General features: G+C 48.4%; 18 protein-coding genes. 9 read left to right on the top strand and 9 right to left on the bottom strand.

Going from position 1 to position 24,522, the window contains the following annotated elements:
• Positions 1–241: 241 nt before the first annotated feature.
• Both ACJJIQ_RS23865 and glpQ read left to right on the top strand, forming a co-directional pair.
• On the top strand, positions 242–661 hold the full coding sequence (locus ACJJIQ_RS23865) for a hypothetical protein (protein WP_444892775.1): 420 nt from the start codon (positions 242–244) through the stop codon (positions 659–661).
• Positions 662–826: 165 nt separating this feature from the next.
• Entirely contained in the window at positions 827–1,915 is a 1,089-nt protein-coding gene (gene glpQ / locus ACJJIQ_RS23860; RefSeq protein ID WP_445363214.1) for a glycerophosphodiester phosphodiesterase, read from the top strand.
• A gap of 45 nt (positions 1,916–1,960) precedes the next feature.
• On the opposite strand, the gene ACJJIQ_RS23855 is transcribed toward glpQ, so the two are convergent.
• From ACJJIQ_RS23855 to ACJJIQ_RS23845, 3 genes are all read right to left on the bottom strand, one after another.
• A complete protein-coding gene (locus ACJJIQ_RS23855; protein WP_445363213.1) occupies positions 1,961–2,740 on the bottom strand; it encodes an enoyl-CoA hydratase in 780 nt (259 codons plus the stop codon).
• A gap of 215 nt (positions 2,741–2,955) precedes the next feature.
• Positions 2,956–3,876 (bottom strand): dimethylarginine dimethylaminohydrolase family protein, encoded by a 921-nt coding sequence (locus ACJJIQ_RS23850; RefSeq protein WP_444914776.1) that lies wholly within the window; start codon positions 3,874–3,876, stop codon positions 2,956–2,958.
• An 88-nt stretch (positions 3,877–3,964) separates the two neighbouring features.
• Positions 3,965–5,212, bottom strand: coding sequence for a Zn-dependent hydrolase (locus tag ACJJIQ_RS23845; protein ID WP_445363212.1), 1,248 nt, complete (start codon positions 5,210–5,212; stop codon positions 3,965–3,967).
• A gap of 129 nt (positions 5,213–5,341) precedes the next feature.
• On the opposite strand from ACJJIQ_RS23845, the gene ACJJIQ_RS23840 reads away from it, so the two are divergent.
• Positions 5,342–6,124 (top strand): tryptophan 2,3-dioxygenase, encoded by a 783-nt coding sequence (locus ACJJIQ_RS23840; RefSeq protein ID WP_413664361.1) that lies wholly within the window; start codon positions 5,342–5,344, stop codon positions 6,122–6,124.
• Between the two features lie 127 nt (positions 6,125–6,251).
• Here the strand turns inward: ACJJIQ_RS23840 and ACJJIQ_RS23835 are convergent, their stop codons facing one another.
• Positions 6,252–6,680, bottom strand: coding sequence for an ExbD/TolR family protein (locus ACJJIQ_RS23835; RefSeq protein WP_445363211.1), 429 nt, complete (start codon positions 6,678–6,680; stop codon positions 6,252–6,254).
• 185 nt (positions 6,681–6,865) lie between these two features.
• Positions 6,866–7,318, bottom strand: a complete 453-nt coding sequence (locus ACJJIQ_RS23830) for a methylglyoxal synthase (protein ID WP_445363210.1) — start codon at positions 7,316–7,318, stop codon at positions 6,866–6,868.
• A gap of 272 nt (positions 7,319–7,590) precedes the next feature.
• Here ACJJIQ_RS23830 and ACJJIQ_RS23825 point away from each other — a divergent pair, with 272 nt between their 5' ends.
• Positions 7,591–7,995, top strand: coding sequence for a hypothetical protein (locus tag ACJJIQ_RS23825; protein WP_282934304.1), 405 nt, complete (start codon positions 7,591–7,593; stop codon positions 7,993–7,995).
• A 1,184-nt stretch (positions 7,996–9,179) separates the two neighbouring features.
• Positions 9,180–10,058 carry a hypothetical protein gene (locus ACJJIQ_RS23820; protein ID WP_445363209.1) on the top strand — a complete coding sequence of 293 codons (879 nt, stop codon included), beginning with the start codon at positions 9,180–9,182 and terminating at the stop codon, positions 10,056–10,058.
• A gap of 70 nt (positions 10,059–10,128) precedes the next feature.
• Here the strand turns inward: ACJJIQ_RS23820 and ACJJIQ_RS23815 are convergent, their stop codons facing one another.
• The 4 genes from ACJJIQ_RS23815 to ACJJIQ_RS23800 all read right to left on the bottom strand — a co-directional run bounded on the left by ACJJIQ_RS23815 (position 10,129) and on the right by ACJJIQ_RS23800 (position 16,535).
• Positions 10,129–11,049 carry a phosphoribulokinase gene (locus ACJJIQ_RS23815; RefSeq protein ID WP_445363208.1) on the bottom strand — a complete coding sequence of 307 codons (921 nt, stop codon included), beginning with the start codon at positions 11,047–11,049 and terminating at the stop codon, positions 10,129–10,131.
• An 83-nt stretch (positions 11,050–11,132) separates the two neighbouring features.
• On the bottom strand, positions 11,133–14,282 hold the full coding sequence (locus ACJJIQ_RS23810) for an efflux RND transporter permease subunit (protein ID WP_445363207.1): 3,150 nt from the start codon (positions 14,280–14,282) through the stop codon (positions 11,133–11,135).
• Positions 14,279–15,442, bottom strand: coding sequence for an efflux RND transporter periplasmic adaptor subunit (locus ACJJIQ_RS23805; RefSeq protein ID WP_445363206.1), 1,164 nt, complete (start codon positions 15,440–15,442; stop codon positions 14,279–14,281). Before ACJJIQ_RS23805 ends, ACJJIQ_RS23810 begins: the two co-directional genes overlap by 4 nt.
• A gap of 382 nt (positions 15,443–15,824) precedes the next feature.
• Positions 15,825–16,535 (bottom strand): Crp/Fnr family transcriptional regulator, encoded by a 711-nt coding sequence (locus ACJJIQ_RS23800; RefSeq protein WP_445363205.1) that lies wholly within the window; start codon positions 16,533–16,535, stop codon positions 15,825–15,827.
• 345 nt (positions 16,536–16,880) lie between these two features.
• On the opposite strand from ACJJIQ_RS23800, the gene ACJJIQ_RS23795 reads away from it, so the two are divergent.
• The 4 genes from ACJJIQ_RS23795 (at position 16,881) to ACJJIQ_RS23780 (ending at position 24,446) form a co-directional block, all read left to right on the top strand.
• Complete coding sequence (locus ACJJIQ_RS23795; protein ID WP_445363204.1) at positions 16,881–18,095, top strand: TonB family protein; 1,215 nt, start codon at positions 16,881–16,883, stop codon at positions 18,093–18,095.
• Positions 18,096–18,254: 159 nt separating this feature from the next.
• Positions 18,255–20,318: a M13 family metallopeptidase gene (locus ACJJIQ_RS23790; RefSeq protein ID WP_445363203.1), complete on the top strand. Its 2,064-nt coding sequence runs from the start codon at positions 18,255–18,257 to the stop codon at positions 20,316–20,318.
• 170 nt (positions 20,319–20,488) lie between these two features.
• Positions 20,489–22,375 (top strand): MFS transporter, encoded by a 1,887-nt coding sequence (locus tag ACJJIQ_RS23785; RefSeq protein WP_444926650.1) that lies wholly within the window; start codon positions 20,489–20,491, stop codon positions 22,373–22,375.
• 229 nt (positions 22,376–22,604) lie between these two features.
• Positions 22,605–24,446 (top strand): MFS transporter, encoded by a 1,842-nt coding sequence (locus ACJJIQ_RS23780; RefSeq protein WP_444914786.1) that lies wholly within the window; start codon positions 22,605–22,607, stop codon positions 24,444–24,446.
• Positions 24,447–24,522: the final 76 nt, after the last annotated feature.

Raw genomic sequence — 24,522 nt, 5'->3', positions numbered from 1 at the left:
TCCGGGCTGACTGGATATCGGTTTATCTTCTATTGACTTACCTAGGCGCACTAGCCAACCAGAATTGTCTAGAATTATCTTGAGTAGAAGTATCTGACTGTGGATATCCTGGAATATCTCAGTCCATGTGAGAGGGAATAGGGAATTTACACTTCCTTGCGTTGGATGGCACTGGCTTACAATCTAGCCATTATCATACTCCTCACAGCAACGGCATTTACTCATTAACGAGGAAGTCACAATGAAGAAATTATTCAGTTTGGTAATCGCTGCAATAATTACCATTTCTGCAAATACCCTAGCTTGGGCAGATAATGACCATGCCGCACAACTTGCGGAGCGCTTAGAGGCAACTAAAGCCAAGCTTAACCTCTCTGATGAGCAGGTAGAAAAAGTAAAGCCAATCCTGGAATCAGCCAATGAACAACGCCGCCAAGTGCTTGCAAAATACGGCGTTAACATAGAAAGTCCCTCTGGCGCTATCCAAAAGATGAGCTTTCGTGAGAAGCGCCAGTTAGGCAAAGAAATGGCCGCTATCAGAAAATCTACGCTCAGTGAAATGTCCACCGTACTGACGGATCAACAATTAGCAGAGTTCAAAAAACTTCAAGAAGAAAATCGAGCAGCCTTCAAAGCCAAGCTTCAAGAGAGAAGAAATTAGAGTGTCCAGGGTTCATAATGCCTATCAGATAGACGAAGCCGCGCTGAATAGCTCTACGCTCGCTCTGCGAAAGCCTCGCCCCGGCGGGGCTCTCGTATTCAGTTATATCCCTGTCATATTTCTCTGCTAGAAAGTGCCCCACAATTCATCACGGGCCTTTATCACATGTTAAAAAATATTCTATCGGTATTGTTGATTGGCTTTTCTATAGCCGCAACACTAACCTGCGCGGATAACTTTGATCAGAGAAATAAACAAACTATTGTGGTAGCTCATAGAGGTGCCTCAGCCTACCTACCTGAACACACCCTCGAATCCAAAGCGCTGGCTTACGGTATGCGTCCAGACTATATCGAGCAAGATTTGGTACTCAGCAAAGATGATCACTTGATCGTAATGCACGATATTTATCTAGATAGCGTAACTAATGTCGCCGACGTTTTTCCCCAGCGCGCTCGCGATGATGGTCACTTTTACACTATCGATTTTACCCTGACCGAACTTAAACAGCTTCAGGTATCAGAGCCCTTCATAGATAGTGAGGATGGACTTCAAGCAAAATATCCCGAGAGATTTCCAATATGGAAATCTAGCTTTAAGCTGTCTACCTTTGAGGAAGAACTGGAATTAATTCAGGGGCTTAACCGATCTCTGGGCTACGATATTGGCATCTACCCGGAGATTAAAAAACCCTACTTCCATCACTGGGAAGGAAAAGATATTGCCTCTATAGCCCTGCAATCACTCAAGAAATACGGCTATACCGATCGCGATCACAAGGTTTTCTTCCAGTGCTTTGACGCAGAAGAGCTCCAGCGAATTAAATTTGAACTAATGCCCTCCATGGGGATGGATCTATCATTAGTTCAATTGATCGCCGCCACCGACTGGGGGGAAAAATTGGTCGAAGTGAATGGAGAAATTGAAAAGTACAATTATGACTGGATGCTGCAACAGGGGGGCTTGCGCAAAATCGCCACCTACGCAGATGGGATTGGCCCCTGGTATCCTATGTTAATGGAAGTAACGGATGGCCAACCAAGAGCTAACAGTGTTGTCCGCCGGGCACACCGCAGACAGCTAGAAGTTCACCCCTATACCTTCCGCGCGGATACAGGCAAGGTTCCCGAAGAATTTGAAAGCTTCGAGGACTTCCTGCATTTCGCTGTTTATCAGCTGCGCATTGACGGTCTCTTTACCGACCACCCCGACAGAGCCGTTAACTATCTTTCCCGGGGACATAGGGATCGTTAAACAATGAAATCAGAAAAAAGGCCGCATAGTGCGGCCTTTTTTTACTTAATCAAACTTGGAGAAGTCCGCTGGTCTCTTCTCCATAAAGGCCATAGCAGCCTCTTTAAACTCATCAGAGGCGAGGCGCTCCTTAAAGTAACGGCCTTCGTCTTGAATAAACTCTAACCCTTTCTCTTGAGTTGCTCTGCGCAAAAGCTGTTTAGTTAAACGGAGGGCAGCCGGAGCTTTCCTCGCTAACTCAGCTGCGGCTTCACGTGCGCGAACTATGGCCTGTTCTGGCGCCACTGCGGCATTACAGATACCAATCTCAACGGCTTCCTGAGCACTAAAACGCTTGCTCAACAATAACAGTTCAGAAGCTTTGGCATGGCCGGCGATCCTGGGCAACAAGTAGCTGGAGCCATACTCTGGACACAGCCCCAGGTCCACAAATGGCATCTGGAACATGGCGTCGTCTCCAGCAAAAGACAGGTCGCAATGCAACAGCATGGTTGTACCAATACCTACTGCGGGGCCATTAACGGCTGCAACTACCGGCTTAGGGAAGTGGTAGAGAGCACTCATAAACTGGAAAACCGGAGACTCCTCCCCATCGGCAGAGCCGCCCAGGAAATCTGTCAGGTCGTTACCACTGGTGAATATGCCCTCAGCACCGGTAATAATCGCGACGCGAACATCCGGGTTTGTAGCTGCGCTATTCAATAACCCTGCCATCGCGGTATACATGGCCATAGTCAGGGCATTTTTGCGCCCGGGTCGATTAATCGTAATCTCGAGGATGCGGTCCTTAAGCTGAGCCTGAATTTCAGCGCATTCGCTTTGCATATTGTTCTCCGGGGTAAGAAGTAGATTGGGCTACTCTCAGTAGCCTAATTATGGAACCCCAACGGAAGCCACTTTTAATCCGCTGTAGGCCATCTATTTAGGAGATTCATATTAACCGCTACTCCCAGAGGTTCGAGTTCCTAATCAACCACTTTCGTTGACGGGATTAACCCGGTCACCAGTGACCGGGCCCTCTAGATAACCAGCAACAGTAATCAAACTTTATTGGCTGAGTCCCGGCGCAGAGGTTGGCACATGCAATGAACGCCACCGCCCCCCGGAGTGATCATAGAAATATCTGGGTCTATAACTTCCAGGCCATGTGCGCGGCACTTCTCCGCCAGTCCGGTATTGGCCTTAGGTAGCATCACTCGATCATTCCCCAGGGCAACGACATTCACTCCAAGCTCCAATACCTGCGGGAAGGGAATATCGATAATCTCTATATTTCGGCTTTTAAACCACTGCACCAGCTCCGGCTCAACAGCATCAACACAAATTGCTGCCAGCTTTTCCGCAAGCATGGCTACCATCACATCAATATGCAGGAAGAACGGATCGAACTGGTAGCCTTTAACTTCCCAGCCCTCTTTTTCCACCCAACTTTTCATCTGCTCAAATCCCTGCGGGCTGGTGCGTTCGCCAGAGTAGCCACACAGAATAACGCCGGGCTCTAACACCATAAAATCACCGCCCTCCAGAGAGCCTGCGGTAATAATGTCGTAAATAGGGATATCCAGCTCTGCATACTTCTTCACTATGGGCGCCCACTCACCACGGCGCCAAGGGCTGAACATCTGTGTCACGATAGGCCCCCAAGGAGTCATTACTGAGGAATCGCGACCGTAAATTTGGTAGGGCAATGTGCTGTCTGCTGGAATTAGGTGCGTATTCACTCCTGCGTGGCGGTAAGCATCGAGCATCTCTCCATGCTGTGCCACTGCCACCTTGTGATCAAACTTCATTCCGAGGCGCTCAGCGCGTCGCGCACTCGCATTACCAGTGCGCCAACTGAAGTTATCCACAGGCCCAATTAAAACATCCCGCAGTACACCGTATTCTGAATCCATCCCCCACTCACTCAGGGGTGCCGTACCGCCGTTATCCTGACGGTGCTTCAAAGTAAAATTACTCATTCGCCTAAATTCCAACTTGTTATCAACTATGCCAAAACAAAGACAGTGCAACGCCGACAGTTGACAGAAGCACTTGTTTTACCGCTACTTAAGCCTGCTCCGCACTGTTTAGCATTGCGTGAAGCAACACATTACAACCCGCCTCAAGATGATCCGGCTCCGCCGATTCTGCTTCATTGTGCGACAGCCCTCCTTCACAGGGCACAAAGATCATAGAGACAGGGGCAACTCGGGAAACATATACGGAATCGTGCCCAGCACCTGAGACCATCTTGCGATTGCTATATCCCAAGGTCTGCACAGCACTGCTAACCGAATCAATGCAATGCTTATCAAAGGCGACGGGAGGTGAGTACCACTCTTCCCGAATATCGACTCTGGTACCTGTTTCTTCTTGTACTTTTTCAGCCGCCCTATACAAGGCTTTATGCAGATGGTTTAACCCTTCAGGTAACGGGTGACGGAGGTCCAGTGCCAGCACAACCTCTTCAGGAACTGTATTTCGGCTGCCCGGCGCCGCCCTTAAATCTCCACAGGTCATACGCGCATCTTCTGAATACTCCCGGACTTCACGATACATGCGCTCGCACAGAATGGACATTGCCTGGACCGGATCGCGGCGGTCCTCCATCGGAGTTGGACCCGCATGGCAAGGCGTTCCGCAAAAAGTTACGTCATACCAACGAATACCCTGTACACCGGTGACAACACCAATTACCTGATCCTGTTTTTCGAGGATCGGGCCCTGCTCGATATGCGCTTCAAATGAAGCCTTAATAGCCCTCGGCTGAGCGGGCTCAGTACCGAGATAGCCGATCCGCTCCAACTCTTCACCGATAGTGATACCCGATTTATCCGCGCGGCTGTGCCCATACTCCAAGCTAAATTCACCAGCCCAAACTCCGGAGCCCACCATTGCAGGGGAAAAGCGCGCACCCTCCTCATTAGTCCATACAACCACCTCTAATGGGGCCTTGGTCCTGATACCTTGATCCTCTAGAGTGCGCAGAACTTCCAGGCCGGCAAGTACGCCATATACACCGTCAAATTTGCCACCCGTGGGCTGGGTATCCAAATGAGAACCAGTCACTACCGCAGGCAAGCTGTTATCTGCTCCCGGTCGGCGGGCAAAAATGTTGCCCATCTGGTCCACTCTGACCTCACAGCCTATATCTCGGCACCAGCGCACGAAAAGGTCGCGCCCTTCACGGTCTTCATCTGTCAGGGCTTGTCGATTACATCCACCCGCTGGGGTCGCACCTATCTCAGCAATTTCCATCAGGCTATCCCAAAGGCGAGAGCCATTGACACGTAGGTTTTGCGCTGGGTTTTCCATTCAAAGAGCTCCGGGCTTTATAATGGGTCCAATATAAATCACTTTGCCGTAATTTTTGTTTTGATCCACACCGGCTAAAGAGAGCATTATTTTGTAACTGGTCAAAACACACTCAGGAAGCAGCTGACTATGACAATAACTTATAGCTCTTACCTAAAAGTAGACGAGCTTTTGCAGTGCCAGAAACCCCTTTCCGATGGTCCCGAGCACGACGAACTACTTTTCATTACTATTCATCAAAGCTACGAGCTCTGGTTCAAGCAAATGTTGCATGAACTGGATTTCCTAGTGCGACTGTTCAACGCAGGGGAACGCAATCGCGCATTGCATACACTTAAACGTGTCGACACGATTTATCGTACTTTGATTCAACAGGTCGATATCCTGGAAACCCTAACTCCCCTGGAGTTTATGTCTTTCCGCGATCGACTATCCACAGCTAGTGGTTTTCAGTCGTACCAGTTTCGCGAGTTGGAATTTCTTTACGGAGCCAAGGACCCGAAAAAACTGGAAAACTATACCCCTGGCTCAGAGCACTACCAGCGCTTGATGAAGCGCCTTGAGGCGCCGACCCTTTGGGATGCTTTCCTAAACTTTTTGGTTCACGAGGGGCATAAGGTACCCGCTAATGAGCTTGAAAGGGATTTTAGCCAAGTTGCGGAGCCTTCTTCAGCCGTCCAGAAAATACTGATCGATATCTATCGCAATGATCCACTGGTAAGTGAAATCTGTGAGGCTTTGGTGGACATCGATACTTCGTTACAACAGTGGCGTTACCGACATGTGAAAATGGTCGAGCGAACAATTGGCAGGAAAATGGGGACTGGTGGCTCGAGCGGGGTAGGTTATTTACAGGGAACCCTATTTAGACCGGTTTTCCCCGACCTCTGGGCAATTCGTTCAGAATTCTGATATCGGATTTCATTTGAGGGGGTACTTGAGTACCCCCCCAATTTGTGACCAGTTCAAAACCATAATTCACAAATGAAAAAAGCCAGCAATATGCTGGCTTTTTAAGCGCGGGTAACTCACCGGGAACTTAGTCGCCCTCGTAAGGTACCAGGGAGACCTGAATACCCAGGCTCACTTCCTTCGCGGCATCCGCAATCTGTACGTAAGTATCCGCACTAGACTTGTTGTGTGCACGCACAATCACCATTGCCTGCGGGTTCTCCGCATACATCTGGGCGATACGGGCCCGTACAGCACGGCTGTCAATACGGCTGCCATCCGCCATGGTGATTTCATCATTTGCGCTAACCATCAACAGAATATTCTGTTTGGTAGGATCTGGCTCAGCATTGCTGGTCTCATTCGGATCAGGCACATTCACATCCAGCGCCTTCTCTTTAACAAATGAAGCAGTCACGATAAAGAAGATCAACATGATAAACACAACGTCCAACATGGGCGTCAGGTCGATATCTGCCTTTTCTTCTTCTACGGCCTTTCCGCGTCGTCTACTCATAAAACACCGTGCAATTTTCAAATATCAGGGGTGCCGGATTGACCGGTCTAATCTGGTGGGCAAGATTGCCGCGATTTCGCAAGCATTGCAAGTGCGAGCGATAACAGAGATAAATAAACTTTAAAAATCAATAAGTTACAGAATCGAGCCGACAGAAAAGATCAAATTTTAAGCAAAAATTCCGACTAACGTCCTGCTAGATAGCTGTGATAGTCAGGCACCTCATGCTCGAAGGATTGGTCCATCAATGGTGACTGTACCACCATATCTGCACTGCTCTGGTTGCAAGCCACTGGGATATTCCACGCTGCAGCAATACGCAGTAGTGCCTTGACGTCTGGGTCATGGGGCATAGGCTCAAAGGGGTCCCAGAAGAATATCAGTAAGTCCACCTGCCCCTCGCTAATCCTCGCTCCGAGCTGCTGATCACCTCCCAGAGGGCCACTTAAGAGCTTTTCGACACTTAAACCCGTCGCATCTTCAATTTTTCCACCAGTAGTCCCCGTAGCCAATAACTGGTGTCGTTTGAGCAGATTGTGATGTCTGAGACACCACTGAATCATGGCATTTTTACGGTTGTCATGGGCTACCAGAGCCACTCGCTTTGTCGCCGGCAGTGCTTTAGCAATAAATTCCATTTGAACCTCAATATCAAGAGTCTCTTCTATAGTATCTCAAATAAGCACCGACAGATTTGATTTTCCCGTAGGTTTAGTCCCTGTTATCGCAACCCAAATCCTTTATAAGGACTTCCCAAATTACTACAAAACGATTCATTAGATTCGAAGAAGTAATGTGGATTAATTCAAAGACCTCTTTATTCATTGTTATCTAGAGTAAGATCCCCCTGAACACAGCCCCCCTCGCTATAATGCAACAGCAAGAAACCGGACCTTTATAAGGAGTAAGTATGAGCGTAGGAGCCTGGGAGCCACAGGTAAGTGGCCCACAAAATGAAACCAGTGAAGAATTCAACCGGGAGCAGTTGCTCAGACTTATCGAAATTGCAGAGTCAGATAAACCTTTTACAGAATCAGTAGGAGCGTTTGAAAAAGTACCCTCCACACTTATTCGCCTTCCCTTCCAACACTGGATTGAAGAGAGCGAACATTGGAACAGTGCCCAGCTATGGCAACTGATCCGCTTCTTTACCTTGGCAGAGATGAATCTGCCCGGCTGGGACGCCGGCGCTGAGTCTGCAGTAATTCCCCTCGCCAAAGTACTCAAGCAACGTTCGACGCCATTAACAAAAGAACAACTGTTATGGATTCGCCAGAATTCCAACAATCGTTATTTGCCCTACGGGCCACTATAAAGCTTCGCGATTGACTCCATATCACCCCAGTGACAGAGATATTCTGTTACTGGGTCAGTCCCCTCTCCCTCTCCCATTGCAAAACTCATAAGGTTGCCTTTGGTAAGAGCAGCCACTCCAAAGCAGAAGCATTGCCCATAAAAATATCATTAAGATTGTTGATCAACGTACGGATAATCAGGACTGCATTCAAATAGCTTCTGGTATTACTTGCCTCTGAATAACTTCCCTCTACTCCTTTTATGACTAGCAGGGATGTCACGTGATAGCAAAACAAATGACTGGAGACCAAGCGCTCGCTTTCTCGGTAATTAAAAAGACCTCGACTGAAGAGCACAAACTAATACAGTTCCGTCCCATTATATACATGGTTATAACTAGATTTATCACTGGTTTACTTTCCGCCATGAAAAAGTAAACCTCGCAGCAGTAATGGCAGATCCCGGCAGCCAAGACCCCAAATACCCCAACCGGTTGGTACTTATATACGGGGCACTAGATCCCGTACATGAGTGTGAGTTCTCCCCCAGTTTTTAATTCCTTACTAAATACCAGGGTACGGCAATAGGACTCAAGCTGTCTCTGACATCTTGACACTTGCCAACTTTCCGCAATTTGAATATCACACTTCAATACGCAAGGTTACACAACCAGCTATGGAAGTTGCCCGCTAATTGACGCAGGCAAAAGCTCGCAGTTAAGTTTTGTTAATCCGGCTCTCTGTTAATTGATGAACAGAAACTATCTGCCACCATCAAAATCCAACTATAAAAGCCAAAACAACTAAACCAACAGGTTCATAAAGCTTACAAAATTACTCAACTATTTAACGCCACTGATACTGACTTGATACAAAGAATATTGAAGTTAAAGAATCACCAGTAATGAGTGCTTTCAAGTTCCCAAAAAGATCAAAAACACAGTTCAAACGGCCCCCAATTGAAAAATATGTAAAAAAAAGCCATTTTTTTTACATTAAATAGAAAAAAACCATCTAAAGGACTTGCAATTAGGTATACAAATAAGCTGCAATTAGCGCCGCTAGCTTGGGGGGACTCACTATCAATTGTTTTCTGCCGAAAACATGCATCTTGGACGGTGCCTAATTCCGTTAAAGATGGCTGAGAATAATTGATAGGAATGCCCCCACTTACTAAAACAATTCATTTTGCAGGGATATTTAAATGGCTACTAAAAAAGCTGCTCAAGTCGCTACCAGCGACGTCGCAAAAATGGAAGCGGAGCTACGCTCCCTTACCGCTAAACTGGAAACTGCCCGCCTTAAGCAGGAAAAAGACCTGACTGTCAAAGCCGAGAAATTGGCAAACAGTGCCAAGAAGGCTGCCGCAAAAGCAAAAACTACTCAAGATAAAGTAGCGACTGTTAGAGCTAAGAAAAAGACTGCTGCTCAACAGCAACAGCTGAAAAAAGCACGTGAAGCCGCCGCTGCAGCTAAAACTGCTGCAACTGAAGCCAAAACTGCCGCAACTGAAGCCAAAGATGCACTGGCTGAAATCAAAGCCGCCAACAAGCTGGCTTCTCAGGTAGCTAAGATCGTCGCTAAAGAAGAAGCTGCTGTAGCTAAGAAACTGGCTGCTGCTGAAAAGAAAAAAGCCGCTGCCGAAGCGAAGAAAACTGCTGCTGCCGCTAAAAAAGCCGCTGCTGCTGACAAGAAGAAAGCCACCGCAGCTAAGAAAAAGCCCGGCCGCCCAGCTAAAACTGAAGAAGCCAAGAAGAAGCCTGGTCGTCCCGCTAAGACCGAAGAAGCTAAGAAAAAGCCTGGCCGTCCCAAAAAAGACGCCACTGAAGCCAAAAAGAAGCCCGGCCGCCCCAAAAAAGCAGAGACCGCAGCCGCCGCAGCAACTGATGCTGCTCCTGTAAAACGCGGTCGTGGCCGCCCACCTAAGGCAGAATCCGCACAAAAGAAGCCCGGTCGCCCAGCAAAAGCGGAAGCCGCTAAGAAAAAGCCAGGGCGCCCCAAAAAAGCAGAAGCCACAGCCGCAGCAGCAACTGAAGCTGCTCCTGTAAAGCGCGGTCGCGGTCGTCCGCCCAAGGCTAAGTAAGCCAGCGCTTAAGTAAAACTGATTTATTCAGTTAGTTTAAACCCTGGCCTCGCCAGGGTTTAAACCGACCTTACTGCATCCGCAAGCCCTTCACCTGATGGTCCTCCCCCAACTCAATAACACAATCTGCCCAACCCGGCATATCCTCTAGCAAGCTCCGCGTCACTCTTTCGTAGTGTTGTACAAACTGAACAATTTGTTGATCTGTCATCCCCATTCCGGAGCGAACCCTGAGTTTATGTTCCTGTAACTTACGCCACTCAACGATACATTCCATACTCGGCGCTTTGAGCATCACCCATACATCGATAAGCGAAAAAAGATCTCGATAAGAATCTTCCAACTGTTGATTAACAAAATTTCGCCATTCGCCAGTACTATCTTCCCCGCACTCCAGTTCATTGAGCGATCCTTCATACCCTTCTGAAGGCTTGGCTCCTAGGCACCATCCTTCGAAGATAACAACATCAACTTGCCCCCTGAATACGGGCCACAAGTGCTTAGGGATCCGATCATCACGTCCTTTATCAAACCTAGGTAATGCGATAGCGGAATCACTACTGGATGCACACAGGGCCTTGAGCGTGCTGATCCCCAAGCTAATATCATGGGTTCCCGGCACACCGCGAGTTTCGAGTAAAGGGTGTACCTGTGTAGCCAGCTTGCGGCGCTGTTCCAGAGTTAAATAGATATCATCCAGAGACAAAACACAGCAGCGATAGCCCATCGCCTGGTAAATACATTGCCACACATCCGCCAGGGTCGACTTGCCGGTACCCTGCCCCCCACTAACCCCAATTATTAATGGATTACTGCGCTTATGGCGAGTCAGTACCCAAACTCCGAGGGGAAGAAAAATTTGTTCGAGCACCAGGAGGAAATCGCATGGTAATTGATGCTCACGCAACAGCTCCTTAAAAGGTCCCGATAAACTCTCCTTAAGCTGTCCACTACGCTCTAAAACTTCATTCGGCCATTTAGCCTTATTCATAAATTCCCCGCTATAAAAACGGGGGCCTAAGCCCCCGAACTTTGTGATCACTAATTATGATTACAGTACTTATATAGCCGTCACTAACTTGCTACCGACTCAATAACCCCCTCTGGATTACCCCTCTTCTTGGAGCGGCCCGGTAGTACTAACATAATGGGTGTAACCAATAACGTCAGCAAAGTGGAAAAGGTAAGCCCGTAAACAATTGCACTGGCTAGCTTCACCCAAAAAGAGGCTATCACTCCATCGACAACAATATTGCGCCCGACCATATCCACACTGACGCCTAGCGCCAGGGGCAACAACCCGAGGATAGTTGTTGCCGTTGTCAAAAAGACCGGTCTCAGCCTCTGTGTCGATGCCTTTACTGCTGCTTCCGTTGGTGTGAGGCTCGGCTCATTCTTACGCACGAAATTATAGGTATCTATCAGTACAATATTATTGTTCACCACGATTCCAGCCAGCGCCACAATACCCACTCCAGTCATAATCACACTGAAGGTGCTTTGTGTTATTAGCAGACCAAACATCACCCCCAAAGTGGACATAATCACAGATGAAAGTACTAATAAAGACTGATAGAAGCTGTTGAACTGTGTTACTAACAGGATAAACATTAAAAACAGAGCCAGGAGAAAGGCTATGCCGAGGAATTGAAAAGACTCATTCTGCTCCTCATCCGCCCCACGGAATAGCAGCTCAACCCGATTATCCACCGGATTACTCTGCAACCACTTCCTTATTTCCTTCACTTTGTCATCCGGCAGAACCCCCTCTTGCGCATCAGCCTTGATTTGCATGCGAGTAATTCCGTCGATTCGCTCAATCTTATCGACCTTGGGCATGGCTTCTGTGTGCACAAAACTGCTAATCGGAACGGTACCTTGCACGGTATTAACTTTTAGCTGATCGAGCGCGGCTATGCCTCTGGCACTTCTGGGGTACCTGATACGTATATCTACTTCTTCATCCGTATCATCGGGTCGATATTCTGCAACTCGAACGCCATTGGTAACCAACTGCACCGCCCTGCCAACTTCAGTTAGATCGGCACCATATAGGGCAGCCTTGGCTCGATCGACTTTCACTTCCCACTCGATGCCAGGTAGTGGCGCGGTGTTTACAATATCTCGCAACCCGCCAATTTCCTCCATTGCACGGTGTAGTCGCCAGGTTTCCAGCAGTAGCTGCTCATAGTTCTGACTGCGCAACTCCAGAACAATATCCTTGCCTACCGGCGGTCCTCCCTCCATTACATTTGCGGTTACTTTAATTCCGGCAAAATCTGAGGTGCGGGAACGGATATCGGCAAAAATGTCGCGGCTCCGTCGCTCGCGTTCCTCTGCGGGATAAAGCTCCACTAACATATTGGCAATTTGATCTGGGGAACGATCAGAATTTCCAGAAATTCCGCCAGAACCAATAGTAGTGTGAGCTATTCGGACCTCAGGCACACTAAGCACGGCTCTTTCCACTTGCACCACCAGGGCTTTTTTCTCCTCCATGGACAAATTGCCCTGGGCCCTAATTTCTACATTGCCGTATTGCTCTTCTGTATCCGTGAAAAATTCAACACCCGCACCAAAATTGACAAAGCCAATAAAGATGGCAACCAGAATGGCAATAGTGGTTAAGAACCCACCCAATGGGCGCTGCAGAACCTTCTCAAGAATACGCGCATACCAGCCGGTAATTCCAGGCAGGGCTCGAGGTAAGCCATCCTCTAACTGGCTCAGGTAGTTACGAGTAGAGGCATCCATTGCGCTTTTGCCAAACAGTGAACCCAGCACAGGAGCAAAAAACAGGGCGTACAAGAGTGACCCCGCCAATACTGCAAATACTGTAACGGGCAGGTAACGCATGAAGTCTCCCACCACTCCAGGCCACAGCATAATCGGCAAAAATGCTGCAAGGGTAGTCGCCGTTGAGGCAACTACCGGCCAGAACATCCGACTGACTGATGCAATATATGACTCCCTTGCTGACAAGCCTTCAGCCATTTTCCGATCGGCAAACTCGGTAATCACAATGGAACCATCAATTAACATACCGAGGGCCAGCAACATTCCGAACATCACCATAAAGTTAAACGAATAACCCAGATACCAGGTGATGATGGAACCAAACAGCAAAGAGAAGGGCACTCCCAGTCCCACCAGAATTCCCGAGCGAAAGCCGAGCGCGGCAACGACAATAATCATTACCAGTAGCATCGCGGTCAGGATGTTTCCCTGCATCTCACTGACCATATCCCGTGCGAAATCAGATTGGTCAAAAACAAACTCAACCGTAATTCCCTGTGGCAAAACACCAAATTCAGCCTGAACAACTTCCCGGACTCGATCCGCAACATCGACAGAGCTGGCATCGTTGCGCTTTTCAACATTAATAGCGAGCCCCGGGCGACCATTGATACTGGTGTAGCTCACTGCATCCTTGAAGGTTCTGCGAATATCTGTAACAGCACCCAAGGTCACAACTCCATCGCGTGACTTCTTGAGCGGAATTTCATAAACATCCTGGGCGGTCTCAATCAACCCAGGGACTTTCACTGAAAAACGGCCCCGATTGGTTTCCAACTCCCCTGCAGGGATTAACAGATTGTTCCCCAATACCGCGTTGATTAACTCTGCACTGGTGATTTGATAGTGCTCCAGTCGCACCGGATCAATCACTGCCTCAACGACCTCCTCCCTATTACCGTGGAGATCTGCACCTAGCACCTCAGGGATACTCTCTATCTTCCGCTTAAGCAATTCAGCCGAGCGCAGTAAAACCCGTTCATTCACTTGCTCGCCGGATAGGGTAACGACGATGGTGGGGAAAGGTTGAGCGGATACTTCCTCCACAGTGGGCTCATCGGCATCCCGGGGCAGCTCAGCCCTGGCCCGCTCTACAGCATTGCGAATATCATCGACGGCATCATCTACACCAATGGCAGAGTCAAATTCAATCACGATATATGCAAGGGATTCCCGGGCGACAGCAATCACCTCGACAACCCCTTCTACCGCACGAATTTCCTTCTCCAGAGGGCGGACCAACAGGCGTACACCATCCTCTGGGGAAATTCCCTCGTGAGTGACCTGTACAATTACAAATGGAGGGTTCACCTCAGGACTTGATTCAATTGTCATCGCTGCGCGAGCAACTATGCCAATTAAAACAATCAGCAGCATCAGGCATATTGTGCTGCGATTTCTCTGAATAGCGCTTTCCAACAGCTTCATCGCGAATCCCCCTCGGGAATCACTGAAGTTTCGGATACCGGAGTCACCTCAGCGGAATCTACTGGGGAAGCTTCCTTCGCTTGGTTCTCCCGGGAAAACTCTTCCCCAGTTTTCAGTATTTCCGCACGAACCAAATCTCCCGTAGTAACATATTCTTGTCCCACAGTAATCAGAGTGACTGTGTCAGGCAGTCCAGAAACCCAGACGCCGCCATCACCATCCCCAACCAATGAAACATTGATAAATTGCACTCGGTTTTTATCATTGAGAGTCCGCACCCCCAATTCACCGCTATCATCCAGCGTGAGTAGAGATGCATTAATATGGTGGGCCGTAATTTCACCGGTCGGGAGGACCAGCTGACCACTCAAGCCTCCGGGAAGTTGATTACCTGGATTATCTACTGCTACCTCCACTCGGTAAGCCCGAGTAATTTCCTGCGCCTGTTGACTGATATAACGAAGGTATCCGTCTACTAACAGTCCTCTTTGTAATTGGGCTCTCGCCGGCCCGCCCTCAACAAGGCTCCCCACTTGATCCTCTGAAACTTCGCCAACAATTAGGATGGGATCCAAGTCAAGAATGGTCGCGCATTCCTCTCCCCGGCGAATAAAATCTCCCAGCTCCACCGCTCGGCTATTCACTACTCCAGCAAATGGTGCACGAATTTGCAGTTTCTCTACCGTCACTTTGGCACGTGTGTACTCCGCCTTGGTTCGGGCAAGCTCAACTTGCTGCTGGGCCATTGCGGTATCCGACTGCAGTCCTTTTTTCTTAAGTTTCTCGGCACCGGCAAAGTCTATTTCTGCTTTGCGTTTTGCCGCTTCAGCTAATGCCAGTTGCTCAATACGATCTTCAGCCTCGATTTCGCAAATGACATCCCCTTGTCTAACTGTCTGCCCTTCCGCTACTGGAAGTGCAGCAATAATGCCATCCAGTTCAGCGCGCAGACGTACATGCCGGTTAGCCTCAGTGCGCCCATTCACTAGTATCTGAGTGGCGTATGGGCTGGACTCAATGATTTGGGCTTGAATTCGCAATTCAGGCTCTAGCTTCTTGGCAGTTACCTCTTTAGATTCTGACTGCTCATCCTCTGCATCGGAGAATAACTGCCCACTCAGCAGCCATAAAATAGCGATCACCGAAACAATAATTGCCATTCGGTAATTGCGCCTTGACCAGATTGATGCCAATACATTCATAACTTACTAAACCTGTTGGGCAATGATGCGCCATCGCAAAAGGGGTCTTAAATCCAATCGAAGGGATCTGCGATAACAACTGAAGCGAAGCGATTTTTACACAATCACAGCGACTTATAAAAAGCTCCGCTGTGTCCTACTCGAATTCTGTCAATAAATACGTAGTTAATGTCGGGCAAATGAAATATACGAGTGATCTACAAATTTAGACTGGAATCAGCAGATAGTCCCCCCTTAAGAAAGGTGTACACATGTGCCAATAAAAATAAGTACAAAGAGGAGGGAGAGCAGTCAGGAGCGAGGAAATAATTCTCTCGCCCTTGGTTTGAACGGGAGATCTCTACGACAGCATAGATTCCAGAAATCCAAGCATGTCGGATTCATCATCAACCAGCTCACCAGAACCAAACTCCGCATTCCAGTCGAGCAGAATTTGAGCCAAAGCTTTCGCCTGTTCCGCTAAGGCAATTAACTCTTCCCGGCTATTTTTTGGTCCCGTATAAAGTTTCAGCTTTCTATGGCTATTCGCCAACTGATGCCCGGGATACTTGGACCTATAGACCTCCAGTTTCCAACGCAATGAATGCACCATATTGCGGTAGAAAACCAGTTTTGCTGGCAACTGTAAAAGTGATAAGTCTTCCAGGTCACCAAACAGCGTACAATCAACGCCTAGAACCTGAGTATCCTGGCTATTATTCGCGGCAAATACATCGGCACTGCGGGGCTCCGCCAATAGCATCGACAAATCACCAAATAACTCTCCTGGACGTATTACCGCCAAAGGACGTTCATTTCCCGGAGCCTCCTCAGCTGTGGGACTATTCACCTTCACATGTAACTCACCGCGTAACAAGAAGTAGACCCATTGATCCACATCCCCTGCACGCAGCAACTGTTCACCCGACTGAAGGCTGACCAACCGGGAGCGCTTTAGCAATACATCGTATTGCCACTCACTCGAGGCACGAATATCCCGAAATAGATGGATGACATTGAGAAGACGATCCACAGCATCCCGTGGATACTCGCTAAGAGGTTTAATTTCCATGCACAATTCAAATTTAGTGAAAACTATTCCATTTTCCTGAAAAGAGTGGCCTAAGCCACTCTGCAAAGTGCCATTCTAAACGATATCGACCTAGCACACCTGTTTCTAAGTGTGACAATCGTTTCCTTACCAACACTTTATCTTGGGCGAATGAGGACAGTCTGACCTTATCAGGCTTGAACTCCGTTCCAGTTACAGTAGAGTTAGGTGTAGTGAGTAGTACATTGTACTCCCACAAGCTTTGGGCGCGCACTTTTTAATCTGACTTGTGTGCATTGGGGTTGGGGCCCCTGAATTCTTACTTAGCGGAACATTTTGCTCCTGCTACTGAGACACCGTAGAACAATGAAATCGATAAAAATTGTCCTCTCTTTTTGGGTGTTTACATTTGCTTTCACTGCGAAAGCGGCACCACTCCTGAACGGTATTGCACTAGAAAAGCAATTTAACAAAGACATTTATATCGCTGCGATCTACTCGGAAAACTTGACCCGGGATTCCAGTACACTGCTCGATAACAACATTCCCCGGCGGTTGGAAGTTCGTATTATCACCAATAGCCTTCCCGCACGCCGATTCCGCAATCAATGGATGGAAGCCATTGCGATTAACAACCGCGGAGATACGCTCAGCAGTCAGGCAGAAAACATGGTGACCTTTGCCAACATGTTTAAGGGGCGCTTTGTTAACGGCGATCAATTGAGTGCGGAGTTTGCGGCAGATACAGGCTCGACAACCATATCCCTCAACAGCATCCGGTTAGGTGAGATTGCCGACCCTAATTTTTTCAATACCCTGCTGCGAGCCTGGATTGGCTCAGTTCCCCCTTCCAGCGACTTCAAAGACGGATTACTCTCCGCCGGCCAGGTATCAGGCAACTTGATTACCACATTCGAATCTCTGACACCAACTAGTGAACGAATTGCAGACCTGCAACTGAAGCAAATAAACCAGGAAGAGGCTGTCGCTGCGGAGGAGGCACCTACGGAAAAACCATTTCCTACACCCGCCATTGAGATTGCCGACCTACCTCCACTCACCCTAGCCCTGGCAGAAACGGCTCCTGCTGCAGCAATTTCCCCAGACGCAGGTGTAATTCAAGAGGGCTCTGAGGTAGCTTCACAATCAGAGGAATCGGCATCAGCGCTGGCCGAAGAAGAGATTGAATTGATTACGGTCCCTCCTGAGGATGGGCCAATACTGGCCGCAGGTGCAGCCGACATGTTAGAGGAAGAAGAGGAAGCCCCCCTGACGGCGGATATGATCCTTGCACGCCAGATTTACCATTCCAGTTTACTTCGTCACACCTACCGCTATATTCGCTACCCTAAGCGGGCACAGGGGCGTGGACAAGAAGGCAGTGTCCGTCTAAATGTGACCATTAACTCCCAAGGGGAAGTATTAGAGATTCAGCCAATCCAAGAGTCCCGCTTCTCGAGCCTTAACCGTGAAGCCCAAGCAGCCGTTCACAGAGCTGACCCCTACCCGGGGGTTCCTTCGCAACTGAGTACGGATACTTATAATTTTTCTATTCCTATCACCTTCCGTCTCCCCGATTGAGCAAAAAGATTAAAAACTAGCGTTTTAGAGCCCCGCATTGCGGGGCTTTTTACTAGGCTCAATCCAACGCACCTCTTCCCCAGCTAAACGCAGCCCTCTTGCCCCAGCTCACCCCCTGCTTTTAGTATGCTCGGCGGATATTCAGCCAAAAGAGCAAAAATGAAAAAGTTACTATTACCACTCGCTATTGCCGGTACCCTGGCGGGAGCCCAGTTCCCTCTGTTTGCTGTCGCTCACGACCACTCCACCGGTAGTAAAGCTATCGCTGAGCAGGTTCAGCTTTCCTCGGGTATCGACCTGGGCGCTATGGATACCAGTGTACGGCCTCAAGACGACTTCTTTGCTTATGTAAACGGCACTTGGCTGAAGAATACTGAAATCCCTGCGGACAAGTCCCGCTGGGGTGGTTTCTCTATTCTGAGAGATCAAAGTACCAAGCAAGTCAAAGCTCTGATTATGGAAGCCAGCCAAGGAGCCAAGAGCGCCGATGCCAAGCAAATCGGAGATCTCTACAACAGCTTTATGGATAAAAAGCTGATCGAGAAAAAAGGGCTCTCAGCTGTTTCCGGCGAACTCGCCAAAGTCGATGCAATTAAGAACCGCAAGAATCTTACCGATTTCTTCGCCTATGCGGATACCGTCGGCTACGATGTACCATTTGGCGGAAGCATCTGGCAGGACCTGAAGCAAGTAGAAAACTACATGACTTTCCTGTGGCAAGCAGGCCTTGGACTCCCTGATCGCGACTACTACTTCGAGGACACTGAGAAGAGTAAGAAACTCCGCGAAGCCTATGTAACCTACCTCGCTGATCTTCAAGGCCTCGCAGGACTTAAAGAGGCTGACGACTTTGCCAACAAGATCTTCAAACTTGAGGAGAGTTTGGCAAAACACCATCGCAGCCGCGTTGATAACCGGGACCCGGAAAAGTACTACAACAAGAAAACGGTTGTTGAACTTAAAGAGCTAATGCCCGTTGTAGATTGGGACAGCTACCTGGCCAAAGCCCAATTGAAGAAGGCAGATAGTTTTATTGTCGGCCAGCCTGAATATCTGGAAGCGGCCAATGAGATTATTGCCAATACTGAGCTGGCCACCTGGAAGCGCTACCTGAAGGTCAAAGTGCTTAATGCAATGGCGCCCTACATGCATGACGAAATCGCACAACTGCGCTTCGACTTCTACGGCACCACTGTTCACGGTATCGAACAGATGGAACCCCGCTGGAAGCGTGGCGTGCAATTTGTCAATGGTTCTGTAGGCGAGCTGGTCGGTAAGCGCTACGTAGAAAAGCACTTCCCGCCCGAAGCCAAAGAGCGAATGGTTGTACTTGTGGACAATCTGAAGGCCGCCTACCGGGAATCCATCGAATCCCTCGAGTGGATGGGCGAAGATACCAAAAAGCAGGCTCTGTTTAAGCTAAGCAATTTTTCCACCAAAATCGGCTACCCAGACAAGTGGCGTGACTACAGTAACTTGACAGTTAAATCCGATGACCTGATTGGCAACGTTCTGGCAGCTAACTTGTTTGAGTCCTCTTACGATCGCAATAAGCTGGGCAAGCCGATTGATCGCGATGAGTGGGGCATGAGCCCACAGACTGTGAATGCTTACTACAACCCAGCCATGAATGAAATCGTATTCCCTGCAGCGATTCTGCAACCACCATTCTTTAATATGAATGCGGATGATGCAGTCAACTACGGCGGTATCGGCGGTGTAATCGGCCACGAGATTGGGCACGGGTTCGATGATAAAGGCAGTAAATTTGATGGACGCGGCTATCTCAACAACTGGTGGACCGACTCCGACCGCAACAATTTTGAGCAGCTGACCAGCAAGCTCGTATCCCAGTACAACGCCTACGAGCCGCTTGAGGGTGAACACATCAACGGCGAGCTGACCCTGGGCGAGAATATCGGCGATTTATCAGGCCTGGGAATTGCCTATAAAGCTTATAAAATGTCTCTAGATGGCGAAGAGGCACCTGTTATTGACGGCTTTACCGGCGACCAGAGGGTCTTTATGGGCTGGGCTCAGGTGTGGCGCAGCAAGATGCGCGATAAAGCCCTCAGTGGACGTTTGAAGGTAGATAGTCACTCTCCCGCTGAATATCGTGTGAAAGGCGTACTACCAAATATCGATGCCTTCTACGAAGCATTCGATATTAAGGAAGGCGACGGCATGTACCTGCCTGAAGAGGAACGGGTAACTGTCTGGTAAACCGGTACCCTCACCTGGCCGCCCACGCGGCCGGGTTTCCCCCCGACCAATTCTACCTCTCTTCCAACAACCCCTAATCTATCGTACCAATTTCCCCACTATCACGGGGGATACCTCCCGTCGGCAGTATGACTTACCATTAGCTCACTTAAATAAGAAGAGAGTTGCCAATGGCTAACCAGTCTCAGTTTCATCTTCTCACTAGCCGCCGCTTTTTACCGTTCTTCAGCACCCAGTTCCTGGGCGCCTTCAATGACAATGTTTATAAAAATGCCCTAATTGTCATGATCGCCTTTCGCCTGGTGGAAAGTGAAGCGAACGCACTAATTAACCTGGCTGCTGGTTTGTTTATTCTTCCCTTTTTCTTATTTTCTGCCTCCGCCGGTCAGATCGCAGACAAATACGACAAGGGGAGGTTAATACGCTGGATTAAGCTAGGAGAGATCGGAATCGGTGCACTGGGTGTTTTCGCCCTTTTTAGCGGAAGCAACGCACTCTGTTTAACTGTGCTCTTTCTCCTGGGCATACAGTCCGCCTTTTTTGGCCCTGTGAAGTACGCGATTATCCCTCAACACTTGAAGCGTTCCGAACTGATAGGGGGCAATGCTCTGGTGGAAATGGGGACATTTGTGGCCATTTTGACGGGAACGATTGTCGGTAGCCTACTCGCAGGCCTCACAGGTCATGGGCAACAGGGAATCCTCTACTTAGGCCTGGTAATTATGGGTGCAGCTACCCTGGGATATCTGGCCAGCCGCTCAATCCCCGCAGCGCCAGCCCCCACACCCAATCTCAAAATAAACCCTAACCCCATTACTCAAACCCATAAAATACTCCGTGCCAGCGCGAATACTCCCTCAATTTTCTACTCCATTATTGGAATATCTTGGTTTTGGTTAATGGGGGCGGCCTATCTGACACAAATTCCCAGTTTTACCAAGAATGTCCTAGGTGGCAGTGAATCAGTGGTTACATTACTGCTGTGCAGTTTTACCATTGGTATTGCGATTGGGTCCTTAATCTGCGAGCGCCTCTCCAGTGGATTTATTGAACTTGGCCTGGTGCCTGTTGGTGCTGCTGGACTCACCATAAGTGGTATCGCCCTGGGCATTGTCGGGGGAAACTTTGCAGAACTCCATGAGCCCAGCTTTACCGCATTTCTAAGTACCGATGGTGCATACTCTCTTCTCAGTTGTCTGGTACTACTGGGGATGTTTGGGGGTCTTTACATCGTTCCTCTGTACACCATGATCCAGGATCGATCCGACCCGGCAATTCGTGCACAAATTATCTCCGTAAACAATATTTTGAACGCCCTCTTTATGGTGGCTTCGGCACTACTTGGAATTCTGTTCCTCAATATGCTGGACGCGACCATACCGCAGTTCTTTCTTGTTATTGCACTTATGAATGCGGCTGTCGCCATTTTTGTGTTCGCCAAAGTGCCAGAATTTGCTATGCGCTTTTTGATCTGGGCCCTTTCCCACACCATGTACCGGGTAAAGCACCAAGGGCTTGAACAGATACCCACAGAGGGACCAGCCCTAATCGCTTGCAATCATGTAAGTTATGTCGACGCACTATTACTCGCCGGCGCTGTCCGCCGTCCTATCCGCTTTATTATGTACAAGCCCATTTATGAAATTCCAATTTTGCACTTCGTCTTCAAAACAGGCAGGGCAATTCCAATTTGCTCCAAGCAGAAAGACCCTGAAGGGTATGAACAGGCTTTTCAAGCCATTGAGGACGGGCTAAAGGATGGAGATCTTCTCTGCATATTCCCCGAAGGTCAGTTGACGAAAGACGGAGAACTACAGCCATTTAAAGCAGGCATAGAAAAAATTCTGGAGAGAACCCCTGTCCCTGTAATCCCTATGGCCCTCCAAGGTCTCTGGGGAAGCTTTTTCAGTCATAAAGGCGGTCATGCCTTCACTACATTGCCCAAGCGTTTTTGGTCGCGGGTGAGCGTCGTTGCCGGCAGGCCTGTCGAAGCAGCCGGTGCCAAGGCAGAGGCTCTATACCGCCAAGTGCTGGGCTTACGCGGAGAGAAACGCTAGCCCTCCTTATTCCCGACCAAATTAAAATATATGCCTGCCTCATTGGCAGGCATGTAGATTACTCACCCCTCTCGCCGCACCCACATTCCACCAGATATCATCCGTATCGCCTATTCTGAGAGCGGGACCCCCAATACCTTGCTGCTGGCAACAACACATATCACCTACCAGTTTCGGGTTGGTGAAAAATTCCTTTACTCCAGAATGGCAAAGGGACGAAGGCCTAACCATGGCTCAAAGCAATCAGTTCAAGCTTCTCGCCAGTCGCCGCTTTATGCCACTGTTTTTGTCCTTACTAAGTAGTGTTTTTAATGACAACTTATTCAAAAACTCACTACTCGTCTTACTCGCATTTCACTTAGCGAAGGCAGAGGCCAATACATTAATCAACCTTGCCAGCAGCCTGTATGTCGTTCCTTACTTCCTTTTTTCGCTAGCTGCGGGGCAGTTGGCAGATAAATATGAAAAAGGACGTGTGATAAGAATTATTAAAGCTGCAGAAATTCTCATCAGTTTGCTCGGCGCTATTGCCCTACTTACTAATGATCGAGTATTAAGTTTCATTGTGCTGATACTTTATGCCACTCACACAGCTTTCTTTAGCCCCGTCAGGTATGCCATTTTACCGCAACACCTTAAACCGTCCGAACTACTCGGGGGCAATGGCCTGGCCCAAGTCGCGTCCTTTGCTGGACTATTAGTTGGAACTATTGTCGGAACTTTACTCGCCGGCGATGTAGGCCAGGGAAAATCCGGGCTGCTTTACTTGAGTTTGGTGATGGTAGTTGTCGCTGTACTCAGCTATCTAATTAGTAGGGAAATTCCCTTCGCCGCCCCTTCAGACCCCGACCTGAATGTAGATTGGAACCCCCTAACTCAAACACTGAAAATCATGCGAGAGGTGGTTAAGACTCCAACTATATTTTACGCCATTATCGCCAATTCCTGGTTCTGGCTGTTTAGCACAGCATGTCTGACCCAGGTTCCCAGCTTTGTTAGGAATGTGTTGGGCGCCAGCGAACCTATCATCACCGTGCTTCTCTGTTGCCTGACGGTTGGTGTTGCCATAGGCTCACTAATGTGTGAAAGCCTGTCTCGTGGACGTGCCGAACTGGGCTTAGTAACAGTCGGGGGGCTGGGTATGACAATAGCTGCACTTTGGCTGGGAGTCCTATCTGGAAATTATCAAATGCTATCCAACGCGTCCCTCGTCCAGTTTTTACAGAGCGACGGAGGTTTTACTATCCTATTTATCACGAGTTTCATCGGCGTCGCTGGCGGAATATTTATAGTGCCGTTATACACAATCATCCAGGTCAGAACAGCAGAAAAAATTCGCGCACAAGTTATTTCTGTGAATAATGTATTCAATGCCGTATTTGTTGTTATTATCTCTTTTGCCATCATTGGACTTTTGGGTCCTGTTGGCATCGCGATTCCTCAGATATTCACTCTGCTGGCCGCACTAAATTTGGTAATGTTGATATTCTTACTTTTTCAAATGCCAGAGATGTTGTTCGATACTTTGGCGTGGCTAACCTACCATCTACCCAGGCGCACTCAATATCACAACTTGAAAAATCTTCCCGCCACAGGCCCCATCCTTATCTTAACGACTTACTCAAATGCTTTTACCCCGCTTATTATAAGCAGCTTAACCACAAGAAAAATCCGCTTTATCCCCAGCAACGCCCTAAACAAAAATCAATCAATTAAAAAAATTCTGAGTAAGAGCAACCGACTCTACGAACCCCATAAAGATGATACCCTAGAAAACAATTTAACATTGAACAAATATTTTACTCACTTAGAGCACAATGGGGATTTAATATGCTTCTTAATTGAAAAAGAATCTTCAACTAGTGCTATGAAGGAAATAAACCTGGTCAAGGAATCACTAAAAAACAATCCCATCTCCATAATACCAATTTTCATCAGAGGTGCTTTTGGCAGCAAACAAAGATTAAAAGCAGAAGTCAGAGTTGGAAAGTCAATATCAGCAAGCGACATAACCCCTCAATCGCTTCAAGCACTATTAAATCATCTGCAATTGACAAAAGACGATCATTAAACTAATAACGAATAGGGTGCCGCTACTTATAACAAATTAGGGAGTCTCTGAATAACTCCGTGATACCTCTGGCTTG

Source organism: Microbulbifer maximicatervae (SeqCode) (genome assembly GCF_052468295.1).
The sequence above is the reverse complement of the archived record's forward strand: the minus strand, read 5'-3'. Positions and strand labels throughout refer to the sequence as shown.